16 protein-coding genes are annotated in these 19,595 nt (G+C 69.3%); all 16 read left to right on the top strand.

What is annotated here, in order from left to right:
* The first annotated feature begins 321 nt into the window (after window positions 1-321).
* Window positions 322-2,226 carry a translational GTPase TypA gene (typA, locus tag ACZ4TG_RS26560; RefSeq protein ID WP_468167063.1) on the top strand — a complete coding sequence of 635 codons (1,905 nt, stop codon included), beginning with the start codon at window positions 322-324 and terminating at the stop codon, window positions 2,224-2,226.
* Between the two features lie 436 nt (window positions 2,227-2,662).
* Entirely contained in the window at window positions 2,663-4,279 is a 1,617-nt protein-coding gene (locus tag ACZ4TG_RS26565) for a peptide ABC transporter substrate-binding protein (protein ID WP_468167065.1), read from the top strand.
* A gap of 92 nt (window positions 4,280-4,371) precedes the next feature.
* Window positions 4,372-5,316, top strand: a complete 945-nt coding sequence (locus tag ACZ4TG_RS26570; RefSeq protein WP_468167067.1) for an ABC transporter permease — start codon at window positions 4,372-4,374, stop codon at window positions 5,314-5,316.
* Complete coding sequence (locus ACZ4TG_RS26575) at window positions 5,309-6,274, top strand: ABC transporter permease (RefSeq protein WP_468167069.1); 966 nt, start codon at window positions 5,309-5,311, stop codon at window positions 6,272-6,274. Before ACZ4TG_RS26570 ends, ACZ4TG_RS26575 begins: the two co-directional genes overlap by 8 nt.
* Before the next feature lie 13 nt (window positions 6,275-6,287).
* The gene (locus tag ACZ4TG_RS26580; protein WP_468167071.1) at window positions 6,288-7,343 is read left to right on the top strand and encodes an ABC transporter ATP-binding protein; all 1,056 of its coding nucleotides are present in this window, start codon (window positions 6,288-6,290) and stop codon (window positions 7,341-7,343) included.
* Entirely contained in the window at window positions 7,336-8,388 is a 1,053-nt protein-coding gene (locus ACZ4TG_RS26585; protein WP_468167073.1) for an ABC transporter ATP-binding protein, read from the top strand. Before ACZ4TG_RS26580 ends, ACZ4TG_RS26585 begins: the two co-directional genes overlap by 8 nt.
* Before the next feature lie 136 nt (window positions 8,389-8,524).
* On the top strand, window positions 8,525-9,463 hold the full coding sequence (locus tag ACZ4TG_RS26590; RefSeq protein ID WP_468167075.1) for a GNAT family N-acetyltransferase: 939 nt from the start codon (window positions 8,525-8,527) through the stop codon (window positions 9,461-9,463).
* 107 nt (window positions 9,464-9,570) lie between these two features.
* Complete coding sequence (locus ACZ4TG_RS26595; RefSeq protein WP_468167077.1) at window positions 9,571-11,196, top strand: peptide ABC transporter substrate-binding protein; 1,626 nt, start codon at window positions 9,571-9,573, stop codon at window positions 11,194-11,196.
* A gap of 75 nt (window positions 11,197-11,271) precedes the next feature.
* On the top strand, window positions 11,272-12,195 hold the full coding sequence (locus ACZ4TG_RS26600; RefSeq protein ID WP_468167079.1) for an ABC transporter permease: 924 nt from the start codon (window positions 11,272-11,274) through the stop codon (window positions 12,193-12,195).
* Window positions 12,188-13,189: an ABC transporter permease gene (locus ACZ4TG_RS26605; protein ID WP_468167081.1), complete on the top strand. Its 1,002-nt coding sequence runs from the start codon at window positions 12,188-12,190 to the stop codon at window positions 13,187-13,189. Before ACZ4TG_RS26600 ends, ACZ4TG_RS26605 begins: the two co-directional genes overlap by 8 nt.
* A gap of 12 nt (window positions 13,190-13,201) precedes the next feature.
* Window positions 13,202-14,176, top strand: coding sequence for an ABC transporter ATP-binding protein (locus ACZ4TG_RS26610; RefSeq protein WP_468167083.1), 975 nt, complete (start codon window positions 13,202-13,204; stop codon window positions 14,174-14,176).
* Window positions 14,169-15,245, top strand: a complete 1,077-nt coding sequence (locus tag ACZ4TG_RS26615) for an ABC transporter ATP-binding protein (protein WP_468167085.1) — start codon at window positions 14,169-14,171, stop codon at window positions 15,243-15,245. Before ACZ4TG_RS26610 ends, ACZ4TG_RS26615 begins: the two co-directional genes overlap by 8 nt.
* A 400-nt stretch (window positions 15,246-15,645) precedes the next feature.
* A complete protein-coding gene (locus ACZ4TG_RS26620; protein ID WP_468167087.1) occupies window positions 15,646-15,840 on the top strand; it encodes a hypothetical protein in 195 nt (64 codons plus the stop codon).
* Window positions 15,841-15,864: 24 nt separating this feature from the next.
* The gene (gene mshB / locus ACZ4TG_RS26625; RefSeq protein WP_468167089.1) at window positions 15,865-16,758 is read left to right on the top strand and encodes an N-acetyl-1-D-myo-inositol-2-amino-2-deoxy-alpha-D-glucopyranoside deacetylase; all 894 of its coding nucleotides are present in this window, start codon (window positions 15,865-15,867) and stop codon (window positions 16,756-16,758) included.
* Complete coding sequence (locus ACZ4TG_RS26630) at window positions 16,755-17,138, top strand: DUF6113 family protein (RefSeq protein ID WP_468167091.1); 384 nt, start codon at window positions 16,755-16,757, stop codon at window positions 17,136-17,138. The genes mshB and ACZ4TG_RS26630 overlap by 4 nt, the downstream gene beginning before the upstream one ends.
* A gap of 205 nt (window positions 17,139-17,343) precedes the next feature.
* On the top strand, window positions 17,344-19,467 hold the full coding sequence (locus ACZ4TG_RS26635) for a peptidoglycan binding domain-containing protein (RefSeq protein ID WP_468167093.1): 2,124 nt from the start codon (window positions 17,344-17,346) through the stop codon (window positions 19,465-19,467).
* Window positions 19,468-19,595 lie beyond the last annotated feature (128 nt).

Below are 19,595 nucleotides of genomic sequence, written 5' to 3' on the forward strand. Positions count from 1 at the left end.
AGGGGGGCCAGACAGGTTGACCCACGGGTCACAAGCTCAGAAGTGACTCAAGTCGCTTGCCCGCCGGACACCCGGCGGGCAAGGTCGTGCATACCCGTTGACCCGCAAGAATCCCATGTGAATACAGGCGCCGCCCGCGGCCGAGACTCCCCACCCCACACTCGGCCGCACTCATTCGTCCGGCCTCTTGACAGACCCCCCGGCAGGCAGTTCCCGCCATTCGACGTACCATGGGGTAAGGCCGTGGCAGGTTTCCGCCCGGCAAGGCTCGCGTGCCGGACCGTACGCGTCGCCATCCACGATCCCGGGAGAAGCGCCGAAGTGCCCACGCGCCACGACATCCGTAACGTCGCCATCGTCGCCCACGTCGACCATGGCAAGACGACCATCGTCGATGCCATGCTCAAGCAGGCCGGTGCCTTCGCCGCCCACCAGCACCTCGACGACCGCATGATGGACTCGAACGACCTGGAGCGTGAGAAGGGCATCACGATCCTCGCCAAGAACACGGCGGTGAAGTACCACCCCAAGGACGGCGGGGCGCCCATCACGATCAACATCATCGACACCCCCGGCCACGCCGACTTCGGTGGTGAGGTCGAGCGCGGTCTGTCGATGGTGGACGCGGTCGTCCTGCTGGTGGACGCCTCCGAGGGTCCGCTGCCCCAGACCCGCTTCGTCCTGCGCAAGGCCCTGCAGGCGAAGATGCCGGTCATCCTCTGCATCAACAAGACCGACCGCCCGGACTCCCGGATCGACGAGGTCGTCAACGAGACGTACGACCTCTTCCTGGACCTGGACGCGGACGAGGACCAGATCGAGTTCCCGATCGTCTACGCCTGTGGCCGTGACGGCGTCGCCTCGCTGACCAAGCCGGAGGACGGCACCGTCCCCGCGGACAGCGACAGCCTGGAGCCGTTCTTCTCCACCATCCTGGAGCACGTCCCGGCCCCGGTGTACGACGAGGAGGCCCCCCTCCAGGCCCACGTCACCAACCTGGACGCCGACAACTTCCTCGGCCGCATCGCGCTGCTGCGCGTCGAGCAGGGCGAGCTGCGCAAGGGCCAGACCGTCGCGTGGATCAAGCGTGACGGCACCATGTCCAACGTCCGCATCACCGAGCTGATGATGACCGAGGCGCTCACCCGCAAGCCGGCCGAGGTGGCGGGCCCGGGTGACATCTGCGCGGTCGCCGGTATCCCCGACATCATGATCGGTGAGACCCTGGCCGACCCGGAGAACCCGATCGCGCTTCCGCTGATCTCGGTCGACGAGCCGGCGATCTCCATGACCATCGGTACGAACACCTCCCCGATGGTCGGCCGCGGCGGCAGCGGCAAGGGCGCGGACGCCAAGTCCGCGGTCAAGGACCGCAAGGTCACCGCTCGCCAGGTCAAGGACCGTCTGGACCGCGAGCTGATCGGTAACGTCTCCCTCCGCGTGCTCGACACCGAGCGCCCGGACGCCTGGGAGGTCCAGGGCCGTGGTGAGCTCGCGCTCGCCATCCTGGTCGAGCAGATGCGCCGCGAGGGCTTCGAGCTGACCATCGGCAAGCCGCAGGTGGTCACGCAGGAGATCGACGGCAAGGTGCACGAGCCGGTCGAGCGCATGACCATCGACGTCCCCGAGGAGCACATGGGCGCGGTCACGCAGCTCATGGGCGTCCGCAAGGGCCGCATGGACAACATGTCGAACCACGGCTCCGGCTGGGTCCGCATGGAGTTCGTCGTCCCCTCGCGCGGTCTGATCGGCTTCCGTACGGAGTTCCTCACGGGCACGCGCGGTACCGGTATCGCGCACTCCATCCACGAGGGCCACGAGCCGTGGTTCGGCCCGCTGGTGACCCGCAACAACGGTTCGCTGGTCGCGGACCGCGCGGGTTCGGTCACGCCGTTCGCGATGATCAACCTCCAGGAGCGCGGCGTCCTGTTCACCGACCCCGGCACCGAGGTGTACGAGGGCATGATCGTCGGCGAGAACTCGCGCTCCGACGACATGGACGTGAACATCACCAAGGAGAAGAAGCTCACCAACATGCGTGCGGCTTCCGCGGACAACACCGAGAACGTGGTGCCGCCCCGCAAGCTCTCCCTGGAGCAGTCCCTGGAGTTCTGCCGCGACGACGAGTGCGTCGAGGTGACCCCGGAGGCCGTGCGTATCCGCAAGGTCGTCCTGGACCAGAAGGACCGCTCGCGCACCGCGTCGCGCGCCAAGTCCGCCAAGTAGCAAGGACGTTCCCGGCCGCCCCGTGAGGCGGCCCGGAACGGTACGGTGACACAGCCCCTTCCCGCACGGTGTCCGTGCGAGGAGGGGCTGTTCGCTTTTGTCAAGCGGATTATTTCGTTCTGGTGTCCGCATACCGACCGTGACACTCCGGAAGTTGAGCTAACAGTCCGTTTCGCACGTGTCTGTCTCCTATCCGTTTGTCCGGATTTCGGGTTTTCGCCATGCGGTGATGTTGTGAAAACGAGACCACTTAAGTGTGGTTTACGGTCTGGCAGTCCCTGAGGATGGCTCCATTGAGCTCGGGTCAATGGGTCACACGCTGTGGGGAGCGTCGACTCACGAGCACACACGATGGGACCGGATTCCGCTGTCAGGGGTGTCAGCGGGGACCGGGTCCTTCACGAATCGACAGTGACTCCTGAGGAGGCAATTACCCATGCGCGGAGCAACGAGCGCCAAGTGGGTCGCGGGTGCCGTCATCGTGGCGATGGCTGCCACGGCATGCAGCACCAGCAAGGAGAGCGCAGGCGCAGGCGGCAGCATCACGGTGCAGCTTGGTGAGCCGCAGCACGGCCTGGTGGGTCAGAACACCGCCGAGTCCGAGGGTGCCGAGGTTCTCAACGCCCTCTTCACCGGTCTCGTCGAATACGACACCAAGACCAACGAGCCGAAGCTCGCGGTCGCCGAGTCCATCGAGACCACGGACTCGAAGACCTGGACGATCAAGATCAAGGACGGCTTCACCTTCCACAACGGCGAGAAGGTCGACGCCCAGTCGTTCGTCCGCGCCTGGAACTGGGGCGCCAACCAGGAGAACGCCGCCGAGGGCATGCCGTTCTTCTCGAAGATCGAGGGCTCCGAAGAGCTGGCCCCGGGCAAGGACAAGAAGCCCAGCGCCAAGGAGCTCAAGGGCCTCAAGGTCGTTGACGAGAAGACCTTCACCGTCACGCTGAACGCGCCGTTCTCGCAGTTCAAGACGATGCTGGGCTACAACGCCTTCTACCCGCTGCCGAAGGCGTTCGAGGCCGACCCGAAGAAGTTCGGCGAGGCCCCCATCGGCAACGGCCCCTTCCAGATGGACGGCGCCTGGGAGCACAACAAGCAGATCAAGGTCAAGCGCTACGACAAGTACCCTGCCGAGGGTCGCGCGAAGCTGGCCGCGGTCAACTTCAAGATCTACGACAACCTGGACACGGCGTACAACGACCTGCGCGCCGACAACATCCAGATCCTCGACAAGCTCCCGATCTCGGCGATGGCCAACGTCTCGCAGGAGTTCGGCGAGCGCTACATCTACAAGCCCGAGTCCGGCGTCGGCTACATCGGCCTGCCGCTCGAGCAGAACCCCGAGACCTTCGGCAAGCTGGAGGTCCGTCAGGCGATCTCCATGGCCATCGACCGGGACGCCATCACGAAGACCATCTTCAACGGCACCCGCAAGCCGGCCGACGACTTCATCAGCCCGATCGTCCCCGGCTACCGCAAGGGCGCGCTCGGCGAGTTCGGCACGTACAACCCGACCAAGGCCAAGGAGCTCCTCGCGAAGGCCGGCGGTGTTCCGGGCAACAAGCTGGAGCTCGGCTACAACGCCGACGGCGGCCACAAGGAGTGGATGGAGGCCGTCGCGAACCAGCTGAAGGCCAACCTCGGCATCGAGGTCACCACCAAGCCCTACGCCAAGTTCGGCGAGATGCTGGACGACCTGGGCGCCTCGAAGTACAAGGGTGCCTTCCGCATGGCCTGGGTGATGGACTACCCGGCCGCGGAGAACTACCTCCGTCCGATCTTCTCGAAGGTCGCGATCGAGAACGGCTCGAACTACGGTCACTACAAGAACGACGAGTTCGAGACCGTCATGAAGCAGGCGGACGAGTCCAAGGACGCCGCCGAGGGCCTGAAGCTGTACCAGAAGGCCGATGACATCATCATCAAGGACCTTCCGTACATCCCGGTCTTCACCTACATGTCTTCTTCGGCCTACTCCAAGTCCGTGAAGAACGTCGAGGTCGACGCCCAGGGCCGCATGGACCTGGCGAACGTCGAGCTCAACTAACACCCCTCTTCACTTAGGGGAACCCGGGGGCGGGCAGGCGGAAGCAGGTTTCCGCCTGCCTGCCCTTTCCCCCTGTTCTTGCTGGAGGTCTGATGGGCCGCTACCTCATCCGCCGACTCATACAGGCGATCCCTGTCCTGATCGGTGCCACGTTCCTCATTTACTGGCTGGCATTCACGCTCCCCGGTGACCCGATCCAGGCACTGGCCGGCGAGCGGAAGGCCGACCCGATCGTCGCGGCGATGCTGCGCGAGAAGTACCACCTCAACGACTCGTTCCTGTCGCAGTACTGGAACTACATAACCAACCTGGCCCAGGGCAACTTCGGCGAGACCCTGACCGGGCGCGCCGTCTGGGACAAGATCACCGAGTCCTTCCCGTACACCCTGAACCTCGCCCTGTGCGCGTTCGCCATCGAGGCGGTCGTCGGCGTGGTCGCCGGCATCATGGCCGCGCTGCGCCGGGGCAAGTTCCTCGACCAGCTCGTCCTGCTGTCGACCCTGCTCGTCATCTCGATCCCGGTCTTCGTGAGCGGCTTCGTCCTCCAGCTGACGCTGGGCGTCCAGCTCAAGAACAGCTGGGGCATCGACTTCTTCTCCGTCTCCTTCAACGAGAACGACGGAATCCGCGCCTACCTCCTCCCGGCGCTGGTGCTCGCCTCGACCTCGCTGGCGTACGTGGCCCGACTGACCCGTACGTCGATGATGGAGACGATGCGCGCCGACTACGTGCGCACCGCGACCGCGAAGGGCCTGCCGCGCCGCCGCGTCGTCGTGAACCACGCGCTGCGCAACGCCCTCATCCCGATCGTCACCTTCCTCGGTGCCGACCTGGGATCGCTCATGGGCGGTGCGGTCATCACCGAGAAGATCTTCAACATCCACGGGATCGGCGGCCTGCTGGCCGAGTCGGTGTACCGCAAGGAGGGCACCGTGATCGTGGGCGTCGTCTCGCTCCTGATCATCGTGTACCTCGTCGCCAACCTGATCGTGGACCTGCTCTACGCAGTGCTCGACCCGAGGATCCGCTATGCGTGACACAACTACGGTGGGGGACGAGTTGACCGACACCCAGACCGCCGAAGCCCCCTCCGCGAGCGGCCCGGCGACCAGGAACTCCGGCCGCAAGTCGAAGAAGGAGCGCGAGGCCAGCCTCTGGTCCGACGCCGTCTCGGACCTCCGGCGCAACCCGATCTTCCTGATCGGCGGGGTACTGGTCCTCATGCTGATCGTGCTCTCCGTCGTGCCGCAGTGGTTCACGCCGGGCAGCCCCTTCGAGGCCACCGCCTGCAAGCTCCAGGACTCCCTGAAGAAGCCCAGTGCCGACCACTGGTTCGGCTTCGACGTCCAGGGCTGCGACGTCTACACCCGGACGGTCTGGGCCGCGCGCAACTCGATCATCGTCGGTGTCGTCACCACCACCCTGGTGCTCGTCGTCGGCGGCGCGCTCGGGCTGATCGCCGGCTGGGTCGGCGGTTTCGTCGACAGCATCCTGTCCCGGTTCACCGAGATCTTCTTCGCCATCCCGCTGCTCCTCGGCGGCATGCTGATCATGTCCGGCCTCGGCAAGGGCAACGCGTGGACCGTCTCGGTGGTGCTCGCCACCCTCGGCTGGCCGCAGATCTTCCGCATCATGCGGTCCTCGGTGCTCCAGAACAAGAACAACGACTACGTCGTGGCCGCCCGCGCCCTCGGCGCCGGCACGCTGCGCATCACGATGCGCCACATCCTGCCGAACGCCGTCGCCCCCGTGATCGTGGTCGGCGCGATCAGCCTCGGTGTGTACATCGGTGCGGAGTCCGCCCTGTCGTACCTCGGCATCGGCGTCCAGCCGCCCGGCATCTCCTGGGGCCTGATGGTCAGCGACGCTTCCGTCCGCTGGCTCCAGGCACCTCACGTGCTCCTCTTCCCGGCCATCGCGCTGAGCATCACGGTGCTCGCGTTCATCATGGTCGGCGACGCGGTGCGCGACGCCCTCGACCCGAAGCTGCGCTGAGGAAGGGCGTACGTTGACCATCATCGACAAGACCTCGAACGTCCCCGCGCCCCGCTCGGCGCCGGAGGGCACCCCCCTGCTCGAAGTGCGCGACCTGCACGTCGAGTTCCACACCCGCGACGGTGTCGCCAAGGCCGTCAACGGTGTCTCGTACTCCGTCGACGCGGGCGAGACCCTCGCCGTCCTCGGCGAGTCCGGCTCCGGCAAGTCCGTGACGGCGCAGGCCATCATGGGCATCCTGGACATGCCTCCGGGCAAGATCCCGCACGGCGAGATCCTGTTCCAGGGCACCGACCTGCTGAAGCTCCCCGCCGAGGAGTACCGCAAGATCCGCGGCTCGAAGATCGCCATGATCTTCCAGGACGCGCTGTCCTCGCTGAACCCGGTGCACACCGTCGGCGCGCAGCTCGGCGAGATGTTCCGCGTGCACCGCGGGATGTCCAAGAAGGACTCCACGGCCAAGGCCGTCGAGCTCATGGACCGGGTGAAGATCCCCGCCGCCAAGGCGCGCGTGGGCGACTACCCGCACCAGTTCTCCGGCGGTATGCGCCAGCGCATCATGATCGCCATGGCGATGGCCCTGGAGCCGGACCTGATCATCGCCGATGAGCCCACCACGGCTCTCGACGTCACGGTCCAGGCCCAGGTGATGGACCTGCTCGCGGAGCTCCAGCGCGAGATGAACATGGGCCTGATCCTGATCACCCACGACCTCGGCGTCGTCGCCGACGTCGCGGACAAGATCGCCGTCATGTACGGCGGCCGGATCGTCGAGAACGCCCCGGTCCACGAGATCTACAAGCGCCCGGCGCACCCGTACACCCGCGGCCTGCTCGACTCGATCCCGCGCCTGGACCAGAAGGGCCAGGAGCTCTACGCGATCAAGGGCCTGCCGCCCAACCTGCTGAACATCCCGTCGGGCTGCGCCTTCAACCCGCGCTGCCCCAAGGCTCAGGACATCTGCCGCACCGACGTGCCGGTCCTGCACCAGGTGACCGAGCAGGACGGCACCGAGCTGCCCGGCCGCGGCAGCGCGTGCCACTTCTGGAAGGAGCAGATCCATGGCTGAGCTCACCAAGAGCACCACCGAGCGCGAGCCGATCCTCCAGGTGCGCAACCTGGTCAAGCACTTCCCGCTGACCCAGGGAATCCTGTTCAAGAAGCAGGTCGGCGCGGTCAAGGCCGTGGACGGCGTCTCCTTCGACCTGTACCGGGGCGAGACCCTCGGCATCGTCGGCGAGTCCGGCTGTGGCAAGTCCACCGTCGCGAAGCTGCTGATGAGCCTGGAGAAGGCCACGGCGGGCGAGGTCTTCTACAAGGGCCAGGACATCACCAAGCTGTCCGGCAGGGCCCTCAAGGCCGTCCGCCGCAACATCCAGATGGTGTTCCAGGACCCGTACACCTCGCTGAACCCGCGCATGACGGTCGGCGACATCATCGGGGAGCCCTTCGACATCCACCCCGAGGTGGCTCCCAAGGGCGACCGGCGCCGCAAGGTCCAGGAGCTCCTGGACGTCGTGGGCCTGAACCCGGAGTACATCAACCGGTACCCGCACCAGTTCTCCGGCGGCCAGCGCCAGCGCATCGGCATCGCCCGCGGCCTCGCGCTCAACCCGGAGATCATCATCTGCGACGAGCCGGTCTCCGCGCTCGACGTGTCGGTGCAGGCCCAGGTCATCAACCTGATGGAGAAGCTCCAGGACGAGTTCGACCTGTCCTACGTCTTCATCGCGCACGACCTCTCGATCGTCCGGCACATCTCGGACCGCGTGGGCGTCATGTACCTCGGCAAGATGGCCGAGATCGGCAGCGACGGGCAGATCTACGAGCACCCGACGCACCCGTACACGCAGGCGCTGCTGTCGGCCGTCCCGGTCCCGGACCCGGACGCGCGCGAGGGCCGCGAGCGGATCATCCTCACCGGTGACGTCCCGTCCCCGGCCAACCCGCCGTCGGGCTGCCGCTTCCGCACCCGCTGCTGGAAGGCCCAGGACAAGTGCGCCACCGAGGAGCCGCTGCTGGCGATCCCGGAGCGCTTCAAGGGCCTGGACACCCTGGCCGCGCACGAGTCGGCGTGCCACTTCGCGGAGGAGAAGGCCGTACTGGCCGTCTGACCTCCCGCAGGCGTACGTCTCCCAGGGCGCCCGGCACCGGATTCCTTCCGGTACCGGGCGCCCTGGCGCATGCCCGGGACGCCCTTGGCGCCAAAGCCGGTTGCGGCCGGGGCCCGCGGCGGCCGAGAGTGGTCCGATGACCGACATGCTGACCGTCCGGCCCGCCGGCCCCGGTGACGCGTCCGACATCTGCGCCCTGCTCAACGCCGTCGACGTGATCGAGATCGGCAGACCGGAGACGGACCTCGGCACCGTCGAGGCGGACCTCAACCACCCCGGTGTGGACCTCGCCACCGACTCATGGCTCGCCTTCCAGGGCGGCCGGCTCGCCGCCTACGCGCTGGTCTGGGCCGATGCCGGCCCGGGCCGGGTCGAGGGCGACCACTACGTGCTGCCCGGCCACCCCGAGGCCGCCGACCGGCTGCTGGAGCTGATGGAGATCCGGGCCCGCGATCTGGCGGTGGGGGAGCCGCCCGCCGTACTGCGGCTCCAGCTCAACGTGAAGCCCACCCTCGACCTCGGCCTCCTCACCGCCCGCGGCTACCGCACCGTACGCCGCTACCAGGTGATGACCCGTCGGCTGGCCCCCGCCGCCGACCTGCCCCCGCAGCCCCCCGCCGGGCTCACCCTGCGCCACTGCGCCGCCGACGAGGCCGACCGGCACCGGGCCCATGCCCTGGTCGAGGAGACCTTCGCCGCGCACTTCGGGCACGTCCGGCGCGCGTACGAGCCCTGGCTGGACCACCTCGACGCGCGCAGGCTCGACTGGTCGCTGGTCTGGATCGCGGCCCTGCCCGCGCTGGGTGACGTAGCGGTCCTGCTCACCCGCGACGACCGCACCAGCATGGGCTGGATCAGCCACATCGGAGTACGGCAGGACGTGCGCGGCCGGGGCATCGGTGGTTTCCTGCTCCGCCACGGCTTCGCCGCCTACGCCGGGCGCGGCCGGGACACCGTGGGTCTGGGCGTCGACACCCACAACGAAACCGGCGCGCTCGCGCTCTACGAGGCGCACGGCATGGGCCTGCACTACGCGGTGGACACCTGGGAGCTGCCATTGCACTCGCAGGGGTGACAGGCGGGTGACGCGAGGGTGCAATCGGTCCAACCGGAGGTGTATGGGACCCCTCATAGGGTGACATAGGGCCCTAAGCGAGTCCTGGGACCCATAGGAGGCACTCCATGCGCGGAGCCACCCACGCCAAGTGGGCCGCATGTGCGGTGGCCGTCGCCCTCGCGGCGACGGCCTGCGGCGGCGGAAGCGACAGCGGCGGCGGCGACGCGGGCATCATCAGCTCCTCGTGGGGCGATCCGCAGAACCCGCTGGAGCCCGCCAATACCAACGAGGTGCAGGGCGGCAAGGTCCTCGACATGCTCTTCCGGGGTCTCAAGCGCTACGACCCGAAGACCGGCGAGGCCAAGGACATGCTCGCCGAGAAGATCGAGACGACCGACAGCCAGAACTTCACGGTCACGCTGAAGGACGGCTGGAAGTTCAGCAACGACGAGCCCGTCACGGCCCAGTCCTTCGTGGACGCCTGGAACTACGGGGCGGACGTGCGCAACAAGCAGAACAACTCGCCGTTCTTCTCCGACATCGTCGGCTACGAGGACCTCCACCCCGCCTCCGGGGAGCCCAGGGCCAAGACGATGAAGGGACTCGTCGTCAAGGACCCGAAGACCTTCACGGTCGCCCTGAAGTCGAAGTTCTCCACCTGGCCCGAGACCCTCGGCTACCAGGCCTTCTCCCCGCTGCCCAAGGCCTTCTTCACCGACCACGACGGCTGGCTCACCAAGCCCGTGGGCAACGGCCCCTACACGGTGGACTCCTACACCAAGGGCACCGCGATGAAGCTGCGCAAGTGGGACGGCTACCCCGGCGCGGACAAGGCGCAGAACGGCGGAGTGGACCTCAAGGTCTACACCGACAACAACACCGCCTACACGGACCTGATCTCCGGCAACCTCGACCTCGTCGACGACGTCCCGGCGCAGCAGCTCAAGAACGTCAAGAACGACCTCGGCGACCGGTACATCAACCAGCCGGCCCTCATCATCCAGACCCTCACCTTCCCGCTGTACGACCCGCAGTGGAACAAGGAGGGCATGGAGAAGGTCCGCCGGGGCATCTCGATGGCGATCAACCGGGAAGAGATCACCCAGCAGATCTTCCAGGAGACCCGCACCCCCGCCCGGGACTGGACCTCCCCGGCCCTCGGGGAGAAGGGCGGCTTCAACGCGAGCCTGTGCGGCGACGCCTGCAAGTTCGACCCGGTCGCGGCCAAGGCGCTCATCCAGGAGGGCGGCGGCCTGCCCGGCGGGAAGGTCACGCTGACCTCGAACGTGGACACCGGCTCGCACCGCGACTGGATGGACGCCGTCTGCAACAGCATCAACAACGCGCTCGGCGAGGGCCCGGTCTGCACCGTCAACCCGATCGGCACCTTCGCCGACTTCCGCAACCAGCAGAGCGCCTTCAAGCTGACCGGCCCCTTCCGGTCCGGCTGGCAGGCCGACTACCCGCTGATCCAGAACTTCCTGGAGCCGCTCTACTACACCGGCGCTTCCTCCAACTACGGGAAGTTCAACAACCCGGACTTCGACAAGCTCGTCGACGAGGCCAACCAGGAGAGCGACGCGGCGAAGGCGATCACCACGTTCCAGGACGCCGAGAAGATCCTCGCCGCGCAGATGCCGTCCATCCCGCTCTGGTACCAGAACGGCAGCGCCGGCCACTCCGAGCGGCTCACCGACGTGGCGCTCAACCAGTTCAGCGTCCCGGTCTACGACCAGATCAAGGTCAGCTGACCCTCCTACGGATCCCGGGCCCTCCGGCCGCCGCCCCGGCGTGCCGGAAGGGCCCACGACACCCTGGAGCACTCCATGGGACGTTATGTGATCCGGCGACTGCTCCAGATGATCCCGGTGTTCATCGGCAGCACGTTCCTGATCTTCTTCATGGTGTACGCGCTCGGTGACCCGGTCGCGGCCCTCTTCGGCGACAAGGCCCCCGACCCCGCCACCGCCGCGCGCATCCGCAAGGACCTCTACCTCGACCAGCCGCTGTGGAAGCAGTACCTCCACTACATGGGCCAGATCTTCCAGGGGGACTTCGGCACCGCCTTCAACGGCCAGTCGGTCACCGAGCTCATGGCATCGGCCTTCCCCGTCACCCTGCGCCTGACCATCGTCGCCATCGTCATCGAGATCGTCGTCGGCATCACCCTCGGCGTGATCAGCGGTCTGCGCCGGGGCAAGGCCATCGACACCAGCGTGCTGGTGCTCACCCTCGTCGTCATCTCCGTGCCCACGTTCGTGACGGGCTACCTGCTCCAGTACGTCTTCGGCGTCAAATGGGGCTGGGTCCGCCCCACCGTCTCCCCCGACGCCCCCTTCAACGAGCTGATCCTGCCCGGCATCGTGCTCGCCCTGGTCTCCCTCGCGTACGTCACCCGCCTCTCGCGCACCTCCATCGCCGAGAACGTCAAGGCGGACTACGTCCGTACGGCCGTGGCCAAGGGGCTGCCGCGCCGCCGGGTCATCACCCGGCACCTGCTGCGCAACTCGCTGATCCCGGTGGTCACCTTCATCGGCACCGACATCGGCGCCCTGATGGGCGGCGCCATCGTCACCGAGCGCATCTTCAACATCCACGGCGTCGGCTACCAGCTCTACCAGGGCATCCTGCGCAACAACGCCCCCACGGTGGTCGGTTTCGTGACCATCCTCGTCATCGTCTTCCTGCTGGCGAACCTGCTCGTCGACCTGCTCTACGCGGTCCTGGACCCGAGGATCCGCTATGCCTGAGCCCGAGCACCCCGCCTACGACCCACTACGACCCGGAGAGGGGGAGGCCATCGCTCCGACCGGCCAGGGCGGCCCCATGGACCTCGCGCTGGAGGAAGCCGAGAGCCTGGAGAAGACACTCGGCGACGGTCCCACCGGCCCCCGGGAGAAGGCCCGCTCGCTGTGGTCCGACGCCTGGCACCAGCTGCGCCGCAATCCCGTCTTCATCATCTCCTCGGCCCTGATCCTGTTCCTCGTCGTCATCGCCATCTGGCCCCAGCTCATCGCGAGCGGCGACCCGCTGCACTGCGAGCTGTCCAAGTCCCAGCAGGGCGCCGCCCCCGGACACCCCTTCGGCTACGACACCCAGGGCTGCGACGTGTACACCCGTACCGTCTACGGCGCCCGCGCCTCCATCACGGTCGGCGTCTGCGCCACCCTCGGGGCCGCCCTGCTCGGCTCGTTCCTCGGCGGGCTCGCCGGGTTCTTCGGCAGCTGGGGCGACGCGCTGCTCTCCCGGGTCGCGGACATCTTCTTCGGCATCCCGGTCGTCCTCGGCGGCCTGGTCTTCCTGTCCGTGGTCACCAGCACCACCGTCTGGCCGGTCGTCGGCTTCATCGTGCTGCTCGGCTGGCCGCAGATCGCCCGCATCGCCCGCGGCTCGGTGATCACCGCCAAACAGAACGACTACGTCCAGGCCGCGCGGGCCCTCGGCGCCGGCAACGCCCGGATGCTGCTGCGGCACGTGGCGCCCAACGCCGTCGCCCCCGTCATCGTCGTCGCCACCATCGCCCTGGGCACGTACATCGCACTGGAGGCCACCCTGTCGTTCCTCGGCGTGGGCCTGCGCCCGCCGACGGTGTCCTGGGGCATCGACATCTCCAACGCCGCCCCCCAGATCCGCAACGCCCCGCACATGCTGCTCTACCCGGCCGGTGCGCTGAGCATCACCGTGCTCGCCTTCATCATGCTCGGCGACGCGGTGCGCGACGCCCTCGACCCCAAGCTGCGCTGAGGAGTGGGCACCATGCTGCTCGAAGTCCGCGACCTCCATGTGGAGTTCCGCACGCGCGACGGAGTCGCCAAGGCCGTCAACGGCGTCACCTACTCGGTGGACGAGGGCGAGACCCTCGCCGTGCTCGGCGAATCGGGCTCGGGCAAGTCCGTGACCGCCCAGGCCGTCATGGGCATCCTCGACGTGCCGCCGGGCCGGATCGCGGGCGGCGAGATCCTGTTCAAGGGCAAGGACCTGCTGAAGACGAAGGAGGAGGAACGCCGGAAGATCCGCGGCGCCGAGATGGCCATGATCTTCCAGGACGCCCTCTCCTCGCTCAACCCCGTCCTCAGCGTCGGCGCGCAGCTCGCCGAGATGTACGAGGTCCACCGCGGCCTCTCCCGCAAGGCCTCCCGGCTCAAGGCGATCGAGCTGATGGACCGGGTCAAGATCCCGGCCGCCAAGGAGCGGGTGGGGGACTACCCGCACCAGTTCTCCGGCGGCATGCGCCAGCGCATCATGATCGCGATGGCGCTGGCCCTCGAACCCTCCCTGATCATCGCGGACGAGCCCACCACCGCCCTCGACGTCACCGTCCAGGCCCAGGTGATGGACCTGCTCGCCGAGCTCCAGCGCGAGCTGAACATGGGCCTGATCCTGATCACCCACGACCTCGGCGTCGTCGCCGACGTCGCGGACAAGATCGCCGTCATGTACGCGGGCCGGATCGTCGAGTCGGCGCCCGTGCACGAGATCTACAAGCGCCCGGCGCACCCGTACACCCGCGGCCTGCTCGACTCGATCCCACGCCTGGACCAGAAGGGGCAGGAGCTCTACGCCATCAAGGGACTGCCGCCCAACCTGCTCGCCATCCCGCCCGGCTGCGCCTTCAACCCCCGCTGCCCCATGGCCCAGGCCGTCTGCCGGGCCGAGGTCCCGCCGCTCGCCGAGGTCGCCCCGGACCGCACCAGCGCGTGCTTCTTCTGGAAGGAGTGCCTCGGTGCCTGAAGCCATCCTGGACGTGCGGGACCTGGTCAAGCACTACCCGCTGACCCAGGGCGTCCTCTTCAAGAAGCAGGTCGGCGCCGTGAAGGCCGTCGACGGGGTCTCCTTCCAGCTCGGCCGGGGCGAGACCCTCGGCATCGTCGGCGAGTCCGGCTGCGGCAAGTCCACCGTCGCGAAGATGCTGGTCAACCTGGAGCGCCCGACCGCGGGGGTGATCTCGTACAAGGGCGAGGACATCACCAGGCTCTCGGGCCGCGCCCTGAAGGCCGTCCGGCGCAACATCCAGATGGTGTTCCAGGACCCGTACACCTCGCTGAACCCGCGCATGACGGTCGGCGACATCATCGGGGAGCCGTACGAGATCCACCCCGAGGTGGCCCCCAAGGGCGACCGGCGCCGCCAGGTCCAGGACCTGCTGGACGTGGTCGGCCTGAACCCGGAGTACATCAACCGCTACCCGCACCAGTTCTCCGGCGGCCAGCGCCAGCGCATCGGCATCGCCCGCGGCCTCGCGCTGCGGCCGGAGATCATCGTCGCGGACGAGCCGGTCTCCGCGCTGGACGTCTCCGTCCAGGCGCAGGTCATCAACCTGCTGGCGCGGCTCCAGGACGAGTTCGACCTGTCCTACGTCTTCATCGCGCACGACCTCTCGATCGTGCGGCACATCTCCGACCGGGTCGGCGTGATGTACCTGGGCCGGATCGTCGAGATCGGCAGCGACACCCAGATCTACGACCACCCGACCCACCCGTACACCCAGGCGCTGCTGTCGGCCGTCCCGGTCCCCGACCCCGAGGCGCGCGCCCACCGGGAGCGGATCATCCTCTCCGGCGACGTCCCCTCCCCGGCCAACCCGCCCTCGGGCTGCCGCTTCCGGACCCGCTGCTGGAAGGCGGAGGAGCGGTGCGCGGCGGAGGTACCGCTGCTGGCGGTCCCGGAGGTCTTCCCGTCGGGCCCGGCGGCGCACCCCTCCGCCTGCCACTTCGCGGCCGAGAAGCAGGTGGTCCCGGCCCCGGGCGACCTCCCCCCGCCACCGCCGCCACCGCCGACGGCCCCGCTGTCGAAGGAGTAGCCCGCCCGGCCGCCCTCACGGAGCCGGGGGAGCGTCGGCGGGGCCGGCCGACGGGGAGCAATCATTTCCGGCCACCCCGAATATGCGGGGCGCCCTCGCCCCCAGTGGCGGCAACTCGGTTTACCTGGCGGCAACTTGACCGTTTCTGCCCCGAGATATGAGCCGGGCAGCCTGGGCCGGGTGCGGCCGTGCGGGTGCCGACAGCCGGTCGGAGAGGCGTACAGCCTCTCCGGCCGGCCTCCCCCGTGCCCCTGGACATGCGCGGCGTGCGCCCCTTGTGCTGCCGGAATTCGATCGATGCGCTGGTACGGATAGTTATGATCCGTAGCGCACGGTGGGTATGAGTCTGCCGAGCACGAGTACGCGTACCGATGTCCGCTCGACGTGGAGGTGAAACGCCGTGGCACTCTCGATCTCGGCCGTGGTGCTGCTGGCGATCGTCGTCTTCCTGCTGGTGCGGAGGTCGGGGCTGAAGGCGGGACACGCCTTCGTGTGCGTGCTCCTCGGCTTCTACCTGGCGAGTTCGACCATCGCGCCGACCCTCAGCCAGCTGACGTCGAACGTGGCCAGCATGATCAGTGGGCTCAAGTTCTAGGGCTCAGCTCGTAGGCTGACCCCCATGAACGGTCTTCCCGCCCGTCGTCTGCTCCTCGTGCACGCGCACCCGGACGACGAGTCGATCAACAACGGCGTCACCATGGCCAAGTACGCGGCCGAGGGCGCCCACGTCGCGTTGGTGACCTGCACGCTGGGCGAGGAGGGCGAGGTCATCCCGCCCGGTCTCGCCCATCTGGCCGCCGACCGCGACGACGCCCTGGGCACCCACCGGATCGGAGAGCTCGCCGCCGCCATGGCGGAACTGGGCGTCACCGACCACCGGTTCCTCGGCGGCCCCGGCCGCTTCCGCGACTCCGGGATGATGGGGGCCGAGCAGAACCACCGGCCCGGCGCCTTCTGGTCCGCCGACGTGGACGAGGCGGCCGCTTACCTCGTGGAGGTGATCCGCGAGCTGCGCCCGCAGGTGCTCGTCACCTACGACCCCGACGGCGGCTACGGGCACCCCGACCACATCCAGGCCCACCGCGTCGCCATGCGCGCGGCGGAGCTCGCCGGCGAGGGAGCGTACCGCCGCGATCTCGGCGCGGCGCACACGATCGGGAAGATCTACTGGAACCGGGTGCCGCGCTCGGTGGTCGAGGAGGGCTTCGCCGAGCTCCGCGCGGCCGGCGGCGAGGCGCCCTTCCCCGGGCTCGCCGAGCCGGACGACGTCCCCGGAGTGGTCGCGGACGAGCGGATCACCGCCGAGATCGATGACGAGGCGTTCGTCGCCGCCAAGGCCGCCGCGATGCGGGCGCACGCCACCCAGATCGTCGTGGCTGGCCCGTTCTTCGCCCTGTCGAACGACCTGGCCCAGCCGCTCTTCGCCCGCGAGTACTACGAGCTGGTCGCCGGCGAGCCGGGCACCCCGGCCGGCGAGCGCGAGCGGGACCTCTTCGCGGGGGTGACGGCATGACCACGACCCTGACCCCCGGGCGGATCGCGACCTTGCTGGGCCTGCTGGCCGCGGGCGCGCTGAACGGACTCGCCGGCTGGATCGTGGTGGACCTGTGGTTCCCGGGCGGCCTGCTGCTGGCCCTGCTGGCCCTGCTCGGGGTGTTCCTCGCGGGCCGGATCGCGACCGGGACCGGGATCGGGGTGGGCGCCGCGGCGGGTGGCTGGTTCCTCGCCTACGTGGCGCTCAGCCTGCCCCGCCCCGAAGGGGATTTCCTGCTCAGTTCGTCCGGAATCGGTATGTACGCATACCTTTTGGGGGGCACGGCCGCCGCTGTGATCTGTGCCACGATGCGCGGGCCGGTCGACCGGCCGGTTTCGGCCGCGAAGCCCCGCCGGTGACCTGCCGTTGAACTCGGCCCGGCTCCGATCGGGGATGGCTTGCGGGGGTTTGACGGACTGTTGAGGACCCCCGCGAAGGAGGTCAAAGGGAATCTCTGATTCCCGCCGGACAGTTGCGCGCGGGCGGCGGCCAGTATGGTGGACGGGCCGCCGAGCTGCCCGCGCAAGGTATGACGGGCGGCGGAGCCAACCGGGAGAACCTGCCTTGAGTCGTGAAACTGACAGTTCGTCCCCCGGGCCCCAAGGGCACGGTGGAGCCGCCTACCCCTCGGGTACGCCGCCGTATGGAACCGGCCAGTATCCGTCCACGGACGCTGCGGCGACCGCCCCGGAGGAGAACTCTGTGACTTCGAAGCCGTCCACGCCCGACTCCGACGGGCCGAAGACCGAGACCACCTTGACGACCCGGATCCGGATCAACATCCCGGGTTCGCGGCCGATCCCGCCCGTCGTGGTGCGCAAGCCGGTGAAGGACGCCGAGGCGCCCGCCGCGCCCGCCGCACCGGCCGCGGACGAGCCCGCACCGGCGCCCGCCCCGCCGCCCCCGGCGCCCGGGCCGCTGCCCGTGCGGTCCCCGCAGCCCGCCCCGGCCCCGGCCGCGAGCGGTTCCGAGGAGCCCGCCAGCAACTGGTTCGCCCCGCGCAAGCCGGCCGCGCCGCAGCCCCCGGCCGGCGGAACCGGCGCCCCCGCGCTCCCGCCGAGCGCCGGCCACGGCTCCGCGCCCGGTGCTCCCGGCGCGCCCGCGGCGGGCGGCGGCTTCCCGCCCCCGCCGGCGGGCCCCCGCAGGGACGCCCCGGCGCCCGGCGGCGGCCATGGCGGCCCCGGCGGCCCCGGGGGCGGCCCCGGCGGTGGTTTCCCGCCCGCCCCCGCCCCCGCCGTCGGCGGCCCCGGTGTCGGGACCCCGCAGGGCTACCCCGCGTACGACAACGGACCGGCCACCGAGGCCTTCCCCGCCTTCACCGAACCGGCCGGGCCCACCGGAGGCCCCGCCATGGGCACCGCACCCGTCGGCGCCGACGCGGCACCGCGCTGGCCGGGCCCGGAGGCCCCGCCGGCCGGCGGCCCCCGCCCCGGGGGCCCCGGCCCGGGCGTCCCGGGCGGCTCCGGCCAGGGCGGCCCGATGACCGGCGGCCCGATGACCGGCGGCCCGATGACCGGCGGCCCGATGACCGGCGGCCCCATGGCCGACGGTCCGGGTCCCGACGCCCCGTTCGCCGACGCCCCGTTCCCCGGCGGCCCGCGACCCGGCGGTCCCTTCGGCCCCGGCGGCCCCGCAGGCCCCGGCGGCCCGGCAGGCGCCCCCGCCTCCGGACCGGCCGTACCGCCGCCCGCCCCGCAGCCGTCGCAGCAGACCCGGCCGGCCCCCAAGGCCCCCGCCAAGCCCGCCAAGAAGCCCCGCTCCAAGCTGGTCATCATCGGCGGCGGCCTCATCGCCCTCGTCGGCGTGGCCTACGGCGCCGGGCTGCTCCTGAACCACTCCGACGTCCCCAAGGGCACCACCGTCCTCGGCGTCGACATCAGCGGCACCCGGGACGAGGCCGTCACCAAGATCCAGACGGCCTTCGGCAGCCGCGCCACCGCCCCGCTCCAGCTCACCGTCGCCGGCAAGCCGGTCGAGCTCAAGCCCGAGAAGGCCGGTCTGACCCTCGACAGCCAGACCACCGTCCGCAACGCGACGGGCAGCGACTACAACCCCGTCACCGTCATCGGCTCCCTCCTCGGCAACGAGCGCAAGGCCGACGCCGTCATGCCGGCCGACGAGGAGAAGCTGCGGGTCGCCCTCCAGGAACTGGCAGGCACCGCCGGCTCGGCCACCGAGGGCACCATCAAGTTCGACACGGGCAAGGCCGTCGCCGTCCCCGGCAAGGCCGGCACCACCCTCGACGTCGACGGCTCCGTCGACCTGGTCAAGAAGGCCTTCCGCGACATGGTCGCCACCGGCCAGGCCACCCCCGTCGAGCTCCCGTCCGCCACCAAGGAACCGGCCGTCGACCAGGCCGAACTGACCCGGGCCATGAACGAGTTCGCCGAACCGGCGATGTCCGGCATCGCCACGGTCAAGGCCGGCAACAAGTCCGTCCCCTTCGGCCAGAAGTCGCTGCCCAAGATCCTCAGCATGCAGGTCGTGGAAGGCCACCTCGTCGAGAAGTACGACCTCGAAGCGCTGAAGGCGGCGTACACCACCGCCTTCGACGGGGTCCTGATCACCCGGGGCACCGGCGAGAAGACCGCCGTCACCCCGCAGGACGTCGCGGGCGCCCTCACCAAGGCCCTGCGCGGCAAGACCCCCGCCGAACGGACCGTGGTCATCGACACCAACGCGAGCTGACCCGGCGGCGAAACCGCACGCCAGAGCCCCTGCCCGGCCCCGGGCGGGGGCTCTGTCACGTCCGCGACATGACAACTGTCATGCGGCAGTCACGACCGGAGACACTGCCGCGCCCACCCCCGTACGGG

The sequence above is a fragment of the Streptomyces sp. NPDC028314 genome (assembly GCF_055565795.1).